19 protein-coding genes are annotated in these 18,865 nt (G+C 34.4%); 11 read left to right on the top strand and 8 right to left on the bottom strand.

The genetic code is table 11. From position 1 onward, the window contains the following. Positions 1–16: 16 nt before the first annotated feature. The 9 genes from atpA (at position 17) to ACRHOC_RS02850 (ending at position 9,735) form a co-directional block, all read left to right on the top strand. On the top strand, positions 17–1,597 hold the full coding sequence (atpA, locus tag ACRHOC_RS02890) for a F0F1 ATP synthase subunit alpha (RefSeq protein ID WP_431157016.1): 1,581 nt from the start codon (positions 17–19) through the stop codon (positions 1,595–1,597). A gap of 51 nt (positions 1,598–1,648) precedes the next feature. Further along, a complete protein-coding gene (gene atpG, locus ACRHOC_RS02885) occupies positions 1,649–2,509 on the top strand; it encodes an ATP synthase F1 subunit gamma (RefSeq protein ID WP_431157015.1) in 861 nt (286 codons plus the stop codon). A gap of 209 nt (positions 2,510–2,718) precedes the next feature. Further along, positions 2,719–3,246, top strand: a complete 528-nt coding sequence (locus ACRHOC_RS02880; RefSeq protein WP_431157014.1) for a hypothetical protein — start codon at positions 2,719–2,721, stop codon at positions 3,244–3,246. Positions 3,247–3,355: 109 nt separating this feature from the next. Next, positions 3,356–4,825, top strand: coding sequence for an oligosaccharide flippase family protein (locus ACRHOC_RS02875; protein WP_431157013.1), 1,470 nt, complete (start codon positions 3,356–3,358; stop codon positions 4,823–4,825). Continuing rightward, on the top strand, positions 4,815–5,249 hold the full coding sequence (dut, locus tag ACRHOC_RS02870; RefSeq protein WP_431157012.1) for a dUTP diphosphatase: 435 nt from the start codon (positions 4,815–4,817) through the stop codon (positions 5,247–5,249). The genes ACRHOC_RS02875 and dut overlap by 11 nt, the downstream gene beginning before the upstream one ends. Positions 5,250–5,268: 19 nt before the next feature. Beyond that, on the top strand, positions 5,269–6,288 hold the full coding sequence (locus ACRHOC_RS02865; protein ID WP_431157011.1) for a sugar phosphate nucleotidyltransferase: 1,020 nt from the start codon (positions 5,269–5,271) through the stop codon (positions 6,286–6,288). Between the two features lie 70 nt (positions 6,289–6,358). After that, positions 6,359–7,720 (top strand): tetratricopeptide repeat protein, encoded by a 1,362-nt coding sequence (locus ACRHOC_RS02860; protein WP_431157010.1) that lies wholly within the window; start codon positions 6,359–6,361, stop codon positions 7,718–7,720. Continuing rightward, positions 7,721–8,512, top strand: coding sequence for a DUF4292 domain-containing protein (locus tag ACRHOC_RS02855; protein ID WP_431157009.1), 792 nt, complete (start codon positions 7,721–7,723; stop codon positions 8,510–8,512). Beyond that, the gene (locus ACRHOC_RS02850) at positions 8,512–9,735 is read left to right on the top strand and encodes a murein hydrolase activator EnvC family protein (RefSeq protein WP_431157008.1); all 1,224 of its coding nucleotides are present in this window, start codon (positions 8,512–8,514) and stop codon (positions 9,733–9,735) included. The genes ACRHOC_RS02855 and ACRHOC_RS02850 overlap by 1 nt, the downstream gene beginning before the upstream one ends. A 57-nt stretch (positions 9,736–9,792) precedes the next feature. Here ACRHOC_RS02850 and ACRHOC_RS02845 read toward each other — a convergent pair whose 3' ends face one another. The 3 genes from ACRHOC_RS02845 to ACRHOC_RS02835 are packed head-to-tail and all read right to left on the bottom strand — an operon-like array spanning position 9,793 to position 11,568. Next, positions 9,793–10,008, bottom strand: coding sequence for a DUF6515 family protein (locus ACRHOC_RS02845; protein ID WP_431157007.1), 216 nt, complete (start codon positions 10,006–10,008; stop codon positions 9,793–9,795). 57 nt (positions 10,009–10,065) lie between these two features. Beyond that, positions 10,066–10,575, bottom strand: a complete 510-nt coding sequence (locus tag ACRHOC_RS02840) for an acyl-CoA thioesterase (RefSeq protein WP_431157006.1) — start codon at positions 10,573–10,575, stop codon at positions 10,066–10,068. Positions 10,576–10,629: 54 nt separating this feature from the next. Continuing rightward, on the bottom strand, positions 10,630–11,568 hold the full coding sequence (locus ACRHOC_RS02835; RefSeq protein WP_431157005.1) for an SPOR domain-containing protein: 939 nt from the start codon (positions 11,566–11,568) through the stop codon (positions 10,630–10,632). 137 nt (positions 11,569–11,705) lie between these two features. Between ACRHOC_RS02835 and dprA the strand changes: the two genes are divergently transcribed. Continuing rightward, on the top strand, positions 11,706–12,809 hold the full coding sequence (dprA, locus tag ACRHOC_RS02830) for a DNA-processing protein DprA (RefSeq protein WP_431157004.1): 1,104 nt from the start codon (positions 11,706–11,708) through the stop codon (positions 12,807–12,809). A 166-nt stretch (positions 12,810–12,975) separates the two neighbouring features. Here the strand turns inward: dprA and trpS are convergent, their stop codons facing one another. Further along, positions 12,976–13,947 carry a tryptophan--tRNA ligase gene (gene trpS, locus ACRHOC_RS02825; protein WP_431157003.1) on the bottom strand — a complete coding sequence of 324 codons (972 nt, stop codon included), beginning with the start codon at positions 13,945–13,947 and terminating at the stop codon, positions 12,976–12,978. 104 nt (positions 13,948–14,051) lie between these two features. Here trpS and ACRHOC_RS02820 point away from each other — a divergent pair, with 104 nt between their 5' ends. Then, positions 14,052–14,804 (top strand): lysophospholipid acyltransferase family protein, encoded by a 753-nt coding sequence (locus ACRHOC_RS02820; protein WP_431157001.1) that lies wholly within the window; start codon positions 14,052–14,054, stop codon positions 14,802–14,804. 76 nt (positions 14,805–14,880) lie between these two features. Here ACRHOC_RS02820 and ACRHOC_RS02815 read toward each other — a convergent pair whose 3' ends face one another. From ACRHOC_RS02815 to recA, 4 genes are all read right to left on the bottom strand, one after another. Next, a complete protein-coding gene (locus tag ACRHOC_RS02815; RefSeq protein ID WP_431157000.1) occupies positions 14,881–16,470 on the bottom strand; it encodes a hypothetical protein in 1,590 nt (529 codons plus the stop codon). Position 16,471: 1 nt separating this feature from the next. Next, on the bottom strand, positions 16,472–17,017 hold the full coding sequence (locus ACRHOC_RS02810; protein ID WP_431156999.1) for an RNA polymerase sigma factor: 546 nt from the start codon (positions 17,015–17,017) through the stop codon (positions 16,472–16,474). 24 nt (positions 17,018–17,041) lie between these two features. Further along, positions 17,042–17,455 (bottom strand): hypothetical protein, encoded by a 414-nt coding sequence (locus tag ACRHOC_RS02805; RefSeq protein WP_431156998.1) that lies wholly within the window; start codon positions 17,453–17,455, stop codon positions 17,042–17,044. Between the two features lie 98 nt (positions 17,456–17,553). Continuing rightward, positions 17,554–18,558, bottom strand: a complete 1,005-nt coding sequence (recA, locus tag ACRHOC_RS02800) for a recombinase RecA (protein WP_431156997.1) — start codon at positions 18,556–18,558, stop codon at positions 17,554–17,556. Between the last annotated feature and the right edge of the window lie 307 nt (positions 18,559–18,865).

Below are 18,865 nucleotides of genomic sequence, written 5' to 3'. Positions count from 1 at the left end.
TAAAGACTAGAATAAAATGGCAGAAGTAAAACCAGCTGAGATATCAGCAATCTTAAAACAACAACTATCAGGATTTGAAGCAGGAGCTTCATTAAACGAAGTAGGAACAGTATTAACTGTTGGTGATGGTATTGTACGTGCTTATGGACTTTCTAATGCGCAATACGGAGAATTAGTAGAATTCGAAGGTGGACTAGAAGGTATTGTACTTAACCTAGAAGAAGATAATGTTGGTATCGTATTATTAGGACCTTCAAAAGAAATTAAAGAAGGGGCAACTGTAAAACGTACAAACCGAATTGCATCTATTAAAGTAGGTGAAGAGATGGTTGGTCGTGTTGTTGATACTTTAGGTAACCCAATCGATGGTAAAGGCCCAATTGGAGGTGAATTATATGAAATGCCTCTAGAGCGTAAAGCACCTGGTGTAATTTTCCGTCAGCCTGTAGATGAGCCTATGCAAACAGGTATTAAGTCTATCGATGCGATGATTCCTGTAGGTAGAGGTCAGCGTGAGCTTGTAATTGGTGACCGTCAGACTGGTAAGACTACTGTTTGTATCGATACCATTTTAAATCAAAAAGAATTTTACGATGCAGGTGAGCCTGTATTCTGTGTATATGTAGCGGTAGGTCAAAAAGCATCTACGGTTGCTGGAATTGCTAAAACTTTAGAAGAAAAAGGAGCTTTAGCTTACACTGTTATTGTTGCGGCTAATGCATCAGATCCTGCTCCTATGCAGGTTTATGCTCCATTTGCTGGTGCAGCAATCGGTGAGTACTTTAGAGATACTGGTAGACCAGCGTTAATTGTTTATGATGATTTGTCAAAGCAAGCTGTTGCTTACCGTGAGGTATCATTATTATTACGTCGCCCTCCAGGACGTGAAGCATATCCTGGTGATGTATTCTATCTTCACTCTAGATTATTAGAGCGTGCGGCAAAGGTTATCGCAGATGATGATATTGCTAAAAATATGAACGATTTACCAGATTCATTAAAGCCGATAGTAAAAGGTGGTGGTTCTTTAACTGCATTACCAATTATTGAAACTCAGGCTGGTGATGTATCTGCATATATTCCAACAAACGTTATTTCTATTACTGACGGACAGATATTCTTAGAGTCAGATTTATTTAACTCTGGTGTACGTCCAGCGATTAATGTAGGTATTTCGGTATCTCGTGTTGGTGGTTCTGCTCAGATTAAGTCTATGAAGAAAGTAGCAGGAACATTAAAATTAGACCAAGCACAATTCCGTGAATTAGAAGCGTTTGCAAAGTTTGGTTCTGATTTAGATGCAGCAACTTTAAATGTAATCGAAAAAGGTAAACGTAATGTTGAGATTCTTAAACAAGCACAAAATGATCCTTTTACTGTAGAAGATCAGGTAGCGATTATTTATGCTGGGTCTAAGAACTTATTAAGAAATGTACCTGTAGAGAAAGTAAAGGAATTCGAAAGAGACTATATCGAGTTCTTAAATGCTAAGCACAGAGGTGTATTAGACACATTAAAGGCAGGTAAATTAACAGATGAGGTTATTGATACTTTAACAAGTGTAGCTAAGGACCTTTCTGCTAAGTATACGGCTTAATAAATATAGAATTATACTCTATGTTGGCATAGAGTTTATATAAAATAGAAAATGGCAAACTTAAAAGAAATACGTAACAGAATATCATCGGTATCTTCAACTATGCAGATTACCAGTGCCATGAAAATGGTATCTGCTGCAAAGCTAAAGAAGGCACAAGATGCGATTACTGCAATGCGTCCATATTCTAATAAATTAACAGAGCTATTACAAAGTTTAAGTGCAACTTTAGATGCCGATAGTGGAAGTAAATTTGCTGATCAACGTCAAGTAAATAACGTATTAGTTGTTGCAATTACATCTAATAGAGGACTTTGTGGAGCTTTTAATTCAAATATTATAAAGCAGGTTAATACATTAGTTAACGAGACCTATAGTGATAAGAATGTTTCGATTCTTGCCATAGGAAAGAAAGCTAATGATGCTTTTTCAAAGACCGGAAATGTTATTGCAAATAAAAGTGAGGTTTTTGATGATTTAACTTTTGATAATGTTGCAGACATTGCAGAAATGATTATGGCAAAGTTTGTTGAAGGTGAGTTTGATAAAGTAGAGCTTGTTTACAACAGCTTTAAAAATGCAGCAACTCAGATTGTACTAACTGAACAGTTTTTACCAATTGTACCAGTTGAATCTGATGCTTCTGCAAATCTTGATTATATCTTCGAACCATCAAAGCAAGAGATTGTTGAGACGCTTATTCCTAAGTCTTTAAAGACACAATTATTTAAAGGGATAAGAGATTCATTTGCTTCTGAGCATGGTGCTCGTATGACGGCTATGCACAAAGCAACAGATAATGCAACGGAGTTAAGAGATCAGCTTAAGTTAACGTATAACAAAGCACGTCAAGCTGCAATTACTAATGAAATTCTTGAAATTGTTGGTGGTGCAGAGGCACTTAATAATTAGACGCAAGTCAAATTAGAATAGTGGTGCAGAGGCACTTAATAATTATTAAAGATTAAGGATCCATCTTAGGATTATAAATAAAATAGACCCAACTCAAATGAGTTGGGTTTTTTTATTGCTTCATGGTCGTTCATCGATTAAATGCATAAAAAAACGATAAAATGTAATATTTTACTATATTGTAAGCCCAAATCTATATCTACTTTATTATGAAGACCTTAAATACTATAACTAAAGCACTAGGGTTTTTGAGCATTGTATGTTTCACTTTTCAATGCGCAAGCCCAAAAGACACAACCGTTTACCAACAAGAGACGCAGTTTAGTATTAAGAAGGTATACTTTCAGGAATGGTATGCAGGTATAGATGTAGGTGGTACTGGTGTTAACATTTTTGTACCTATCGTAAATAAACCAAATTCAATTAAAATCGATAGTGTATTTTTTAGAAACCTAAAAGGTAAATTGGTCGAAAAAGGAGGACGTTATTCTGCAGTTTTAAAAAATCAGTCTATAGCTTACACATTTAACCCAAATGACAATCCGTTGCAATACCCATTTAAGTTAACACAGAATGAATGTGTTGTAAGTTATATTGAAAATGGTGAGACCAAGTACATAAAAGTGCGTCAACCCTCAGAATATGCAGGCACATATTATAAGGAAGGTGCACCTTCCGAATATATTAGACCAAAATCTACAGACTTAGCGACTCTAGATGAGGAAGATGACAACTAAGTCATTTAATGCAATTTATAGTACAGATATTTTTACTAAAGTCTTTTTTATTACCTACGGTTAAGACCAATTTTAATTTAATATTTTTGAGCTTATATATTATTAATAATTGAGCGCTTTTAAATCATTATTTAAGCAGACCTTTATCTATGGTTTAGCTACGGTTCTTCCACGTATGTTGAGCTTTTTATTGGTCCCTTTGTATACCAGTGAAGCTGTACTAGCAAATCCAAGTGAATACGGTAAGGTTTCAGTTATTTTTTCCTATTTCGTACTCTTTAATGTCATATTAGCTTATGGAATGGAAACAGCATTTTTCCGGTTTTTTAATAAAGAAGACGATCAGGATAAAGTCGTTAGCACCTCCATTATATCGCTATTAATTTCTTCACTCATTTTCTTTTTACTTGCAATTTTATCGCAAGAATGGATTTCGGGTATAATTGAGATTGATGTAAAATATGTAAATCTGGTGATATGGATATTATTATTGGACGCCCTTGTTATTATACCTTTTGCATGGTTAAGAGCAAATGAAAAACCAGTTCGATACGCAATTATAAAGATTGTGAATGTCGCTATAAATATTGGGCTCAATTTATTTTTCTTGTTGGCTTTAGCCCAGTTATCTCAACAGCATGATATTTTTAAAAGTATATATAAGCCCAATTTTGAAATTAGCTACATTTTCATTGCCAATTTAGTAGCTAGTGCAGCCACTTTAGTCTTATTGATATCATTCTACTTAAAGATTAGGTTTAGATTCGATAAGGCATTATGGAAACAGATGATGCGTTATGCTATGCCTGTTCTTATTGCAGGAATTGCGTTTTCCATAAATGAAACATTTGATAGGATATTACTAAAAGAACTATTACCAGCAGATGTTGCAGAAAATGATATTGGAATGTATTCGGCCTGTTATAAACTAGCATTATTTATGACGCTTTTTGCAACAGCTTATCGGCTTGGTATAGAACCCTATTTCTTTAGTCATGCAAAAACAGAGAACCCTCAAAAAAACTATGCGAATATACTTGAGTTTTTTGTAGCCTTTGGCTCTCTAATTTTATTATCAGTAGTAGTATTTGCAGATCTTTTAAAACCAATTATCATTCGAAGTGAATCCTATTGGGAGGCCATGTGGATTGTTCCTATTATACTATTAGCAAACTTTTGCCTTGGTATTTATCATAACCTTTCAGTTTGGTATAAAATTACAGATCGGACAAAATTTGGTGCCTATATTTCGGTTGTTGGCGCAATAGTAACATTAGTTATAAATTTTAGTTTCATAAAATTGTATAGCTATAAGGCTTCTGCCATTGCGACTCTGGTGGCGTATGCCTCTATGATGTTTCTATCTTATTACTTTGGTAGAAAATATTATCCGATTCCGTATAATCTAAAGAAAATAGGCATCTACATGTCGGTTTCAATAGGATTTTCTGCGTTGTCATTCTATAAATATCGTGAGAATTATGTTATAGGATTTGCTTTGTTAATTGTATTTTTGGGCATAGTTATTTTGTTGGAAAAGAACCAACTAAAACAAATATTAAGACGAAATGAAAATTAAAATAATTAACAAGTCTAGGCATGCATTACCTCACTATGAAACTAATGCATCTGCAGGAATGGATCTAAGGGCTAGCCTAAGCGAATCTAGAGTATTAAAACCCTTAGAACGCACAATTGTTGGTACAGGCTTATTTATAGAATTACCGGTTGGCACAGAAGCTCAGGTAAGACCAAGAAGTGGCTTAGCAGCCAAGAAGGGAATTACGGTCTTAAATGCTCCAGGAACTATTGATGCAGATTATAGAGGAGAAATAGGTGTGATTCTAGTTAACCTATCCAATGAGGATTTTGTAATTCAAAATGGAGAGCGCATTGCACAATTAGTCATTGCAAAACATGAAAGAGCAGAATGGGAAGAAGTTGATGTTTTAACTGAAACCGACAGAGGTGCAGGTGGCTTTGGTAGTACAGGTGTAAAATAAATTTTAAAAAGTAAATAAAATGAAAATAATTGTCCCAATGGCAGGTCGTGGCTCACGCTTAAGACCACATAGTTTAACGGTTCCTAAACCATTAATTCCAGTAGCAGGCCAACCAATAGTGCATCGGTTGGTAAAAGACATTGCAAAGGTTTTAAATCAACCTGTAGAGGAAATTGCTTTTGTATTAGGTGATCCTGCATTTTTTGGTGATGATGTTGTAGAAAGCCTAACGGCTCTTGCCGAAGAACTCGGAGCTAAAGCTTCAATCTATAGACAAGATCAACCATTAGGTACAGGCCATGCTATTATGAGCGCTAAACCGTCTTTATCTGGGCCTGCAGTAATTGCTTATGCGGATACTTTAATTAGAGCTGATTTTGAGTTAGACCCAACTGCAGATAGTGTCATTTGGACAAAACAAGTAGAGAATCCTGAAGCTTACGGCGTGGTAAAACTCAATGATAAAAATGAAATCGTTGAATTGGTTGAAAAACCAGAGAACTTTGTGAGTGACCAAGCAGTAATTGGGATCTATTATTTTAAAGATGTTGCCGTATTAAAGGATAAGCTTCAAGAAGTGCTTGACCAGAATGTGATGAATGGAGGTGAATACCAGATTAATGATGGTATAAAACGCATGATGGCAGATGGTAAGATTTTTAAGACTGGCACAGTTGACGAATGGATGGATTGTGGCAATAAGAATATTACCATTGAGACTAATGCTAAGATGTTAGGGTTCTTAAAATCCGACAACCAGGAGCAACTCGTGCACGATTCTGTAGTTCTAGAGAATTCTAATATTATTGAACCTTGTTTTATTGGAGCAGGCACTGTTCTACGCAATACCAGTGTCGGCCCATACGTTTCTATTGGGAAGGACTGTGTTATCGAAAACAGCAGCGTTAAAAATAGCTTAATACAAAACCAAACCAATATCAAAAATGCTAATTTAGAGGAAGCAATGATTGGTAACCACGTTAAGTTTGACGGCAGTTTTACTAAAATTAGTATTGGCGACTATTCTGTTTTGGAATAACTTTTGACGCATTTATAAATAAAGCTCAAATTCGTTACCGTTTAGATTTATTTGAGTATCCAATTACAATATGAGACCTACACAAAGCATAGCGATTCTTTTAATGACACTTCTTTTAGTGCCATGTTTTGCTGTTGCTCAGGTAAATTTCAATAATAGACCAGACGATGATCTTGGGAATGTTGAAGATGAATTTCAAGAGTATTTCTTTGAAGCCTTAAAACAAAAAGGAATAGAAAATTATGATCGTGCGGTAGATGCGCTTCAGCAATGTCTCAATCTAGACAGTAAAAAACCTGTTATTTATTTTGAACTTGGCAAAAATTACAATTTGCTAAAAAATTATGGTGCCGCAGAAGATGCCTTAAAAAAGGCAGTTAGCATGCAACCCGATAACGAATGGTTTTTGGACGAGCTGTATGATGTTTACTATCAGCAAGATGATATAAACAATGCCATAAAGACTATAAAGCAATTGGTTAAATACCATCCAGATTATAAGGAGGATTTAGCATCGTTATATGTTAGAGAAGAACGCTATAAGCAGGCTTTGGATATCTTGGATGAACTCGATGAGGAGTATGGACTAAGCGAATCTAGAGATGCGATGCGAAATGACATTTATAGCATTACTGGTAATGCAGATGATCGTATTGAGAATTTAGAACAACGGATTGCTAACAACCCGAATAATGAAGAAAATCACCTTAAGTTGATTTACAGATATAGTCAAGTAGGTGACAAGAAAAAAGCTTACAAAGCTGCTAAAAATTTATTGAAGGTTAAGCCAGATTCAAAATTTGTGCATTTGGCTTTGTATAAATTCTATTTACAAGATAATGAAGTTGAAAAGGCAATAAATTCAGTAAAAATTGCATTATCGAGCCCAGAGATAAATGCTGATGCGAAAGCTAAAGTATTAAGTGATTTTGTAAAATTTGTGGCTAAAAATCCAGAATATGAGTCAGACCTTGTAGAAATAACTGCTCAGGTAGACGAAAATAAAGATGCCCAAACGCATAGTGAATTAGGACAGTATTATTTAAAAGCAGGTGATAAGGTTAAGGCTTTAACCAATTTTCAAGAAGCATTGAGGCAAAACCCTGATGATTTTAAGCTCATTAAAGATATTCTTTTGCTACAGCTCGATATGAATGATTTTAATGCAGTTGTTTCAGGCAGTAATGAAGCCCTAGAACTCTATCCAGCTCAACCGATTCTATATTTGGTCAATGGCGTAGCTAAAAACCAAATAGGACAACACGAAGAAGCCTTAGAAAACCTTCAAATGGGTCTCGATTTCTTAATTGACAACCCACAAATGGAGGCTGATTTTTATTCAGAACTTAGTATCGCATATAAAGGATTGAATAATATTACAAAGTCCGATGCGTTTGCTAAGAAGGCGCAAGCAATAAAAGCACAGCAGTAAATGAATTTTGAATTATCATATAGAAAAGTATTACGATCGTTATTAGTGGTTTTAATAGCCTCCAGTTTTGGATGTAAATCAGCTAAAAATGTCATCGCTTCAGGTGAAGCTAGTAATAGATTGTCTGCAAAACAAGTTATTAAGCAACATCAAAAAAACGATGTAGACTTTAGAACAATGCAGGCAAAGGTTAGAATAGACTTAAGACAAGGCAACAAGGAACAAGGTTTAACCTTTAACTATAGAATGGAAAAGGATAAGACCATATGGTTAAGCGCACCATTAGGTCTTGCTAGAATGATGATTACACCAGACAAAGTACGTTTTTACAACAAGCAAGACAATGAGTATTTTGATGGAGATTATGCCTTATTGAGTGATTTCGTTGGCGTAGAATTAGACTTTAATAAAGTCCAAAATATACTTCTTGGGCAAGCTATATATGATCTTAAAGAGGAGCCACATAAGGTTGAGGTTTCTGAGAACTCATATGCCCTGCAGCCAAAAGACCAAAATGCATTATTAGAGTTATTTTATTTAATCAATCCTTCACATTTTAAGATGGATAGTTTACAACTCTATCAACAACTTAAAAAGCGATTTTTACAAGTTGATTATAAATCTTATCAAGAAGTAAAATCACAAGTGATTCCTAAGGACATTGAAATAGTTGCAGTTGAGAATACAGATGAGGTAGGAGTAACTCTAGAGTTTAAATCAGTCTCCATAAATGAAGATGTTAGGTTTCCATTTAAAATACCTGCAGGCTATAAAGAAATAGTAATAAAATAATGTTCTTAAAGCGCACATATTTATTTCTCTTTTTTAGTCTTTTTCTCTCGTTTAGTTTTATTGGTGCCCAAAGCACAAAGCAAAAAGAGCTCGAAGCACAACGACAACAAAAGCTTAAAGAAATTAAGCAGATTAATGCCTTATTGTTTTCAAATAAGAAAGAGCAAAAATCGGTTATTACTTTAATTGAAGATCTTAATTACAAAATAAGTGTTAGGAAAAACCTGATTCGAATTACTAACGAACAGGCTAACTTATTGACGCGTGAGATTAACTCAAATCAAAAAGAAATAAGCAATCTCAGAACACAATTGCAAGAGTTAAAAGATGACTATGCCACAATGATTGTTAAGTCTTATAAAAGTAAATCTGAGCAAAGCAGAATCATGTTTTTATTGTCCTCAGATAATTTTAAACAAGCCTATAAGCGATTGCAGTATCTAAAGCAATATACCGATTATCAAAAGGAACAAGGTGAAGCGATTAAAAAGAAAACTGCAGAATTACAGGAGCTAAATATTGAATTAACACGTCAAAAAAAGGATAAGCAAAAGCTGGTTGAGGAAAACCGAATTGCAAAACGCAACTTAGAAGACGAGTTAAAAAACCGAGAGGTATTGATGGCTTCAATAAAGGCCGATATGAGTAAGTTTAACGCTCAGATAAAGAAGAAGAGGCAAGAGGTAAGGGAATTAGATAAGGAAATTGATCGATTAATTAGAGAGGCCATAGCTGCCTCAAACAAAAAGGCTGGTAAAAAGACCTCAACAGGAAAGTTTGTTTTAACACCAGAGGCAAAGCGACTAGCGTCTAATTTTGAAGCCAATAAAGGCAAATTAGGCTGGCCAGTTTCGAGAGGTGTTATAAAGGGCAAGTTTGGTAGACAACGCTCCTTAACTGATAATTCTGTCACTCAAAACTATAAAAGTATCTACATTGCGACCGAACAGAATGCAGAAGTAAAGTCGGTATTTAATGGTGAAGTCTCAGGAGTCTTGGTGGTTAAAAATGGTAATCCTGCGGTCATGATTAGGCATGGTAACTACTTGTCTGTTTATATGAATATGGCCAAGATTTATGTGAAAAAAGGAGACAAGGTTTCAACAGGGCAAACTATAGGTCAGGTATTTACAAATAGAATCAAGGGCGAGACCTTACTTGGGTTTAGAATTTATAAGAATGACCAAGTTATCAATCCAGAACCTTGGTTGGCTAAGTACTAAAAAAATTCCCCAACTTTTCTGAAGGGGAATTCATCACTAAACTAACTCAACTTAAACTTAAACTCGCACTACTACAAAGCCATTTCTGGTTTTTCTATGGTGTCTACCATTAAAAAAGTAGTAGCGTTTACCGTTAACACGCACTATTTTATATTGTCTAGGTAATTTCTTTACAACAGTTACTGTAGCAGGTTGCTTAACAACCACTTGCCTTGCACATGAAGTAGTGCTCAATGCAAAAACTAAAACTAAGGTATAAACTAGGTATTTCATATTACTAATAAATTTGGTTTAGTAATAAGACCTAGAAAAAGTAAAAAGGTTTAAAATCTACTCAAAAATAGCTTTGAGTTCTGTGGCATCTTCAGGCTTCATCTTACCAGCAAGCACAAGACTGAGTTGTTTTCTTCTTAATGCGCCTTCAAAACGTTCTTTTTCGAGTTCAGTTTCAGGGATAAGCTCTGGGACTTTTACAGGGCGACCTGTTTCATCAACAGCAACAAACGTATAAATAGCTTCATTAGCCTTAATACACTCACCAGACTCTCTGTCTTCAATCCATACATCTAAATAAACCTCCATGGAAGATGAAAAGGCACGAGATACCTTAGCTTCAACAGTAACAACACTACCAAGAGGAATGGCACGATTAAATGCTACGTGATTTACAGAAGCGGTTACAACAATACGTCTTGAGTGTCGCCTTGCAGCAATACTTGCAGCTCTGTCCATACGTGCTAACAATTCACCACCAAAAAGATTATTGATAGGGTTGGTTTCACTTGGTAATACAAGATCTGTAACTACTGTTTTAGATTGAAATGCTGTTTTAGGTTGCATAAAGTCTCAAAATTTATGCAAAGATAAGATGCTAAAACTTAAAATGATGTAGAGTTAGTCTAATTTCTTAATCAATAACCAAGCATCACGATTGTGTGTTTTTCGGATATTGTAAAGTGCACGTTGTGCTTCTGCTCTAGTTTCGTAACTAGCATAAACAACTTCATGTAATCCATAACGATTAACACCAATTGTTCTTGCCTTGTAACCCTTTGCTTTTAATTGGTTAACCTTTTTCACAGAATTGGCTTCAACTCTAAAAGCACCAGCAACGATATGATAATTACCACTTTGTTTTTCAAGAGAAAGCGTTGCTGCTGGTAATGGATTACTGATAACAAAAGTCGCTTCTTGCACTTTAGCATCTAATTTGGCATTCGCCTCTTCTTGCGCAATCTGATTGTGGTTTTCTATACTGGTGTTGTAGTAGTTGTAACCAAAATAACCACCTAATCCTAAAACCAATACAGCCGCTGCTGCATACTTAAGCCAATTGGTATTAGAACGCTTTTCTGGTGTCATTACAATTGGAGTAGTGGCTTCAAGTTTTTCTACAGTTTCCTTATAAGCTTCTCTACTAACAGCAGAAGAAGTGTAATGCCCTAGACCAAAAGCGTCAGTGAGATAGTTAATATGATTCGATGGATCAAATACAATTTTTCCATCGGAGTTTAATATCAGTTCACCAATATTTTCAAATTGAATCGTTTCCCCTTCAATTAAATAAGACTTTATGGATCGCACTTGTTTAGACACTTTATGAAGTGCATTATTGTAAGGGATTTTTTCGATCTCAGCTATGTAATTGGCCAATAAACCATCATTGCTCTGTAATTGCTCGTTAAAGGATAGTACTTTTTTAGGAGGATAAAACGTACTTGTAGATTCATGCACCTTTGCAGAAACACGATTGGTTAAAAATGCACCAAAGCCTGGTACAGTAACACAGTCGTATCTGTAAAGTAAATCACTAATGTAGGATTCTAATTGCATGTATTAAGTCTTTTAAATACTAAATAACGAGACAAACAAAGTTAAAAATTTTTGTTTCCGAAGAAAGTTTGAAACTATATAGTTATTAACATCAGAAAATTTTAGTTTATTGTAATTTACAAGCCAGTAAACACACCATGACCGAACAAGAGCTTATATATACTTTAGCCTTACAGCATGTCCCAAAAATAGGTTCAACAACCGCTAAGAAACTCATTAATCACTGTGGTTCTGCAGAGGCAGTTTTAAAAGAAAAGAAGCATAATCTTCTTAAAATTGACGGGATAGGACATGTTACAATTGAAGGTCTTTTTGATGCTATTCATATCGAAGAAGCAGAGAATGAATTGCAATTCATTAAAACAAATGATATACAAGTCCATTACTTTAGAGACGAAGCTTATCCAGAGCGATTAAAACATTGCATAGATGGACCAATACTATTATTTCAATCTGGGAATATTAATTTAAAGCGTCAGTATGTAATTAGTATAGTTGGTACAAGGAAGATAACGACTAATGGTATAGCCTTTTGTGAGAAATTAGTAGACACCTTATCATCATATAACCCAGTTATTGTTTCAGGTTTTGCCTATGGAACAGATATTACAGCTCAAAAAGCTGCTGTAAAACATAATCTGCAAACAATAGGTTGTCTGGCACATGGCCTAAACCAGATTTATCCTAAGGTGCATAAAAAGTATGTTGCAGATATTGAACGTCATGGAGGCTTTTACACTGACTTTTGGAGTAATGATAATTTTGATAGAAATAATTTTCTCAAGCGGAATAGAATTATTGCTGGCTTATCAGAAGCTACTATTGTTATTGAATCTGCAGAAAAAGGAGGTAGTTTAGTTACTGCAGATATTGCTAATTCTTATAACAGAGACGTATTTGCAGTGCCTGGTAGAACAACCGATAGTCAAAGCGTAGGGTGTAATAATCTCATTAAACAGCAAAGAGCCCATTTATTATCCGATCCATTAGACATCCCTTACTTACTAAATTGGAAATTAGAAGCGGATAAAAAACAAGTTGTTCAAAAACAGTTGTTCGTGGAATTAGATACTGATGAAAAAACAATTTATAATTACTTAAAAGGTAAAGACAAGGAACTTCTAGACATTATTGCCATTGACTGCAACATACCTAGTTATAAAATTGCAAGTTTGTTACTAAATATGGAATTAAAAGGTGTGGTGAGGCCTTTACCTGGTAAGCTATTTGAAGTTATTTAGAAGATTCTATGATCTTGTAAATATGATATATACTTGCAATTATAATTGCAAGTGCACCATAGGCCAGAAGATCCATTTCATTGGCCGTTAATAAGCGAGATATTATTAAGAGGAGCATTGCTAAAATGCTTAAAATAGGACTTATTAATTCTTTCTTCATGTGTAATTAATACCCAACTTTATCCCTAACACGTTTTAGAACATCGTCCGCAACAAGTTTTGCCTTTGCTGCCCCTTTGGCTAATGCAGTATCTATTTCACTAAGGTTATCCATATAATAAGCATAACGTTCACGTGGTTCTGCAAACCGCTCCATTATCAATTCAAATAAAGCTTGTTTTGCATGGCCATAGCCATAGTTGCCACCTTCGTAATTAGACTTCATTGTAGCTACTTGGTCCTCATTTGCTAATAATGCATATAAAGCAAAACAATTACAAGTTGCCCAATCTTTTGGTTCCTCTAACGGTGTACTGTCTGTTTTAATAGACATGATTTGCTTACGCAATTTCTTTTCTGGCAAGAAAATATTAATGATATTATTTTTACTCTTGCTCATTTTACCACCGTCAGTTCCTGGAACAAGCATCGTATCCTTTTGAATATCTGCTTTAGGTAAAACAAAAACTTCAGCACCCATTTTAGCATGAAATCTAGATGCAACATCACGTGTCATTTCTATATGTTGCTCTTGGTCTTTTCCTACAGGAATAATTTCAGAATCGTAAAGCAGAATATCTGCAGCCATAAGCATAGGATAGGTAAATAGACCACCATTAACATCATCAAGACGATCTGCTTTATCCTTAAAACTATGAGCAAGTTCTAAACGTTTAAATGGGAAAAAGCAATTTAAATACCAAGCCAGTTCAGTCACCTGAGGCACATCACTTTGTCTATAAAAAACAGTTTTATCTATATTCAAACCAAATGCTAACCATGTTGCTGCAGTAGAATAAGTGTTGCTACGTAAAAGTGAAGCATCCTTTATTTGGGTTAACGAGTGCAAATCTGCTATAAACAAAAAGGAGTCGTTAGAACTGTCTTTAGCTTGTTCGATAGCTGGGATAATTGCGCCTAAGATATTACCTAAATGAGGTGTTCCTGTACTTTGAATTCCTGTTAGTATTCTTGCCATAATCAAACCTGCAAAATCAGGCGTAAAATTAAATTATACTTAATTCTAAAATTGAAAAGCAAAGATAATTTTTTTAAAGGAACTATTTAATTAGTTTTGGTGCTATGGCTATTATTAAATACCCATTTTGGATTGTTTATAGAGTTTGGTTTTATGTATTGGTTGCCTTGCCAATTATTGTACTCTTTCCCATACTTTTAATATCGATTTCTAGAGAAAAGTGGTATCCCTTTTTTTTCGAGCTTGCACGATTTTGGGCAAGATTTATATTAATAGGAATGGGCTTTAATTATAAGATCATTAAAGATCAAGTACCTGATCCGAAAAAGAGCTACATGTTTATTGCAAATCACACTTCTATGGTAGATATAATGCTCATGTTAGTATCTGTAAAGAATCCGTTTGTTTTTGTGGGGAAAAAAGAACTTGCCAAAATTCCACTATTTGGTTTTTTCTATAAACGTACCTGTATACTAGTAGATCGAAGCAGTGCTAAAAGCAGGCAAGCCGTATTTATTAGAGCACAAAAACGCTTAAAACAAGGGCTTAGTATATGCATTTTCCCAGAAGGTGGTGTACCAGAGGGACATGTAATATTAGACAGTTTTAAAGATGGTGCTTTTAGATTGGCAATAAATCACCAAATACCTGTTGTGCCCATGACTTTTTATGACAATAAGAAGCGTTTTTCATATACCTTTTTTAGTGGAGGTCCAGGGCGAATGCGCGCAAGAATTCATAAGTTTTTATCTACTGAAGGGCTTTCGATTGAGAATACCAAAGCTCTTAATGAAAAAGCCCGCACTATAATATTTGAAGATTTACAAAAACCCTTAAAAAAGGAAAAGCTACCTTAACCACTGGTAGCTTTTGTCATCATTGCATTCATCATTGCTTTCTATATTGCAATAACCTAACCTAATTTAATTTTACCTAAAACTTAAAACTTAATCCTGTATACACTCCAATAAAGAAAGGTCTAAAATTACCTGACGTATTATTGAATGTATTCAGTTGATACTTGAACGTTGGTTCAAGATTAAAATTCCATTGTTTGGATAGGCTATAATCTAAGCCTAATCCTAAATTGGCACTAAAACTCGTGCTGTTAATATTGTTTGCTTCACCAATCATTGTACTGCTTCCGTTAATGTCTGCATAGATTTCATTTTCACTTAGGAAGAATGTACTAAAACCACCAATGAAGTTTACACCAAATCTTTTATCTATTAATCTGTATTCTAATTCTAAAGGGACTTCAATAAATCCAAATCGTTGATCTAAATCACCAACAAATTGAGAGCTAAATGCCGCAGGCATAGATGAAGCATTTACCAGAGAAGAACTAACCAGTGATACAGATTGTACACTACTGCTTAAATCGATATTATCAAACTGCGCACTAGCGCTAACACCTCTAGAAACAGCCTCGCTTCCAATAAATCCAATAACATCAGATGTTGTGTAATTTAGATTTACTCTATTAACACCAGCTCTAACCTTTAATCTATTATTAATGCTGTAAGACCCAGCGATACCATAACTCATATTTATATCACTGCTTTTAGCATTTTCATTAAACTGACTGTGTACAGGAGAACCTTGACCTAAAGAACTGAAATAAACAGGCGCAACATTTGGCGCTATGCTCCACCTGTTCTTTTTATCTTCTTCTTTTTCATTATTGGTTTTAGTGTTCGCGGCTATGGCGTCCTCTATAGATTGTTTATTAATGTCTTCAACAATTGTTGTAGGTTTCTTGTCTTCTGTAATAGTACTTTCGCTATTATTAGAAGTTGTATTGTCTTTATTCACCTTTGTATTATCTACAACGGCTTCTCTTGTCTTATTCAGTTCATTCTTAATAACATCTTTCATCTCATTTTCTGAGACTACACTATTCTCGTTGTTTGTGTTGTTATTAATTGTGTTTTCTGATGTAGTACTGGCCACCTTAGTCGTAGCATCAGTATCAACAGTTTTTAATATACTGTTAGGTTTCTTTGGAGCAGAAGAACTTTCCTTAGTTTTCGTGTTTTCGGCTACTTTAGATTTTTGAGAAGTACTAGAAATAAGTTCTTTTACATTCTTTTGAATCTTACTATTTGATGATGCTGACTCACTATTAGATTTTTTAGTATCATCTTCTAAATCAGCAACTTTTGAATGAGACTCATTAGTAGACTTAAGTAGATTTTGTTTAGTTTGAAGTTCCTTTTCATTAGATTCTGTGTTATTCTCTAATGCAGGTGTTGTATTTTCAGTACCTTCTTCAATATCTACAAATGGAGTATTCTGGTTTTCAATAGGGTCGTTATTAAATACAGACACACCTACTGTTACTAAAAGAGCAATAGCTGCAGCAACGCCACCAATTTGCCACCATAACGCAATTACTCTACGCTTCTTTTTCTTTTTAGGCAAACTTTCACTAATGCGATTCCATACCGCATCATTGGGCGTAACTTCAAAATCCTTAAACTTTTCTTGGAAAAGTCTATCTATGTTTTTCTTATTACTCATTTTATATTGATCGCGAATTAAAATTCGCTTTATAATCTTCTATTTTTTCTTTCAATATCATTCTGGCTCTCGCTAGGTTAGATTTGGATGTTCCAGCAGAAATATTTATTAACTCACTTATTTCGACATGAGAATAACCGTCTAGCACATATAAATTAAATACTAATCTATATCTATCGGGTAATTCTTGAATTATCCCTAACAAAAAATCAATACTTACATCGCTATCATTAATATCTACTTTTACATCTTCAATGCGTTCTTCGTTTACAATGTCAAAGACACCTGCATTGTCTCTATAGCGTTGCAATGATGTATTAATTGCAATTCGTTTTAACCAACCTTCAAAAGAACCTTTATTATTATACTGATCTATTTTACTAAATACAGTAATAAATGCGTCGTGCAGATTATCTTCTGCCTCGGCATAATTTCGAGAGTACTTAAGACAAAGCGTAAATAATTTACTTGCATACTGCTTGTATAATTGGCTTTGTGCTTTCGCATCTTGATTTATACAATTTGTTATGAGTTGCTCTAAACTCACATTTTTTTGGTAATTGATTAATACTTATTGTACTACTGGTACTTCTACCGTGTAATACATATCATGTCCTTCGCTGTCTTTTCCTTGATAAAACTTAAATTTATAAGTTTGTGTTCCTGTAATTGACAATTCGTAATTTACAGTTACAGTCTCAGAAAATTCAGCACAGTTTAAATTTGTATAGACCGTATTTACTACAGCTATTGTTCTTTCATGCCCACTAACAGTTTCTGCAAAATTGTTAAACGTATGGCAAAATGTAGGGCGTGTGTAGGTCAAAAGTAAATCATAAGTTTCACCATAATTAAATTCCTGTGGTATTTCTACCGAGTCAATCGGTAATACCTCAAGAAAAAACTCAGGTTCATTATCATCTTCGATACTACATGACCAAAAAAATGAAAACAGTAATACAGCTATTAAACTAAACTTTTTCATGTATGATTTTAATCAATTACACCTTATAGATGCAGAAACTTCAAAAGGGTTGCGTCAAAAACAAAAAAAATCCTGAAATTTTTCAGGATTTATATTTTTTAGTTAGAACTATTAATGAGTGCCCTCACTTTTTCTTCTAACTCATCCATTAAATCCGGATTATCTTTTATTAACGTTTTAACGGCATCTCTACCTTGTCCAAGCTTGGTATCCTCATAACTAAACCAAGATCCACTCTTTTTTACAATATCATGTTCTACAGCTAAATCCAATACTTCACCAACTTTTGAAACTCCTTCACCATACATAATATCAAATTCTGCAGTTCTAAAAGGAGGCGCTACTTTGTTTTTAACAACCTTAACGCGTGTTTTGTTACCCATTACACTACCGTTACTATCTTTTATCTGTGTAGAACGTCTAATATCTAGTCTAACTGAGGCGTAAAACTTAAGTGCGTTTCCTCCAGTAGTCGTTTCTGGGTTACCAAACATTACACCAATCTTTTCACGCAACTGGTTAATAAAAATCATGGTACAATTAGTTTTACTAATAGAAGCAGTTAATTTTCTAAGTGCCTGCGACATTAAGCGGGCGTGTAATCCCATTTTAGAATCACCCATTTCACCCTCAATTTCACTTTTTGGGGTTAAGGCAGCTACAGAATCTACCACAACTATATCAATAGCACCAGAGCGTACTAAGTTATCTGCAATTTCAAGTGCCTGCTCACCATTATCTGGTTGGGAAATAATAAGATTCTCTAAATCTACACCGAGCTTTTCTGCATAAAAGCGATCAAAAGCATGCTCTGCATCTATAAAAGCGGCAATACCACCAGCTTTTTGAGCTTCTGCAATGGCATGTAAGGTTAATGTGGTTTTACCCGAAGATTCTGGTCCATAAATTTCAATTACTCGTCCTCTAGGATAACCTCCAACTCCCAAAGCAATATCCAATCCTAAAGAACCAGAAGATATAGCATCAACATCCTCAATGGCTTGGTCACTCATCTTCATTACTGTTCCCTTACCATATGCCTTATCTAGCTTGTCTAAAGTAAGTTTTAATGCTTTTAATTTTGCGTCTTTTTCACTACTCATTTATTCAAAAATCTTAATTATTAGGATATCAAAAATACCACTTATTTTATTTTTTTTAATATTCTGACGCAACCATTTTACACTTTTTACATCTACTGTATGAAAAAGGAAAAAATGCTATGAAAAGCTGTTGAAAAGTTGAGAGATAAGTCTTTAAAAATTTTCTACTTTTTAAACAAACCAAGTTTAGCAAAACATTAGGTCATTCAGTTGCTGATTAGTTCAGCAACTGTTTAACCAATGTCGATTAACCCTTTTAATTAGTTTTAGTTATAGTTAGTTGATCTAAAAAAGCACCGTGAACATT

This window comes from Winogradskyella poriferorum (genome assembly GCF_050618035.1).
In the GTDB taxonomy this organism is placed as follows: Bacteria; Bacteroidota; Bacteroidia; order Flavobacteriales; family Flavobacteriaceae; genus Winogradskyella; species Winogradskyella poriferorum_A.
This window is presented reverse-complemented; position numbering and strand designations above follow the sequence as displayed.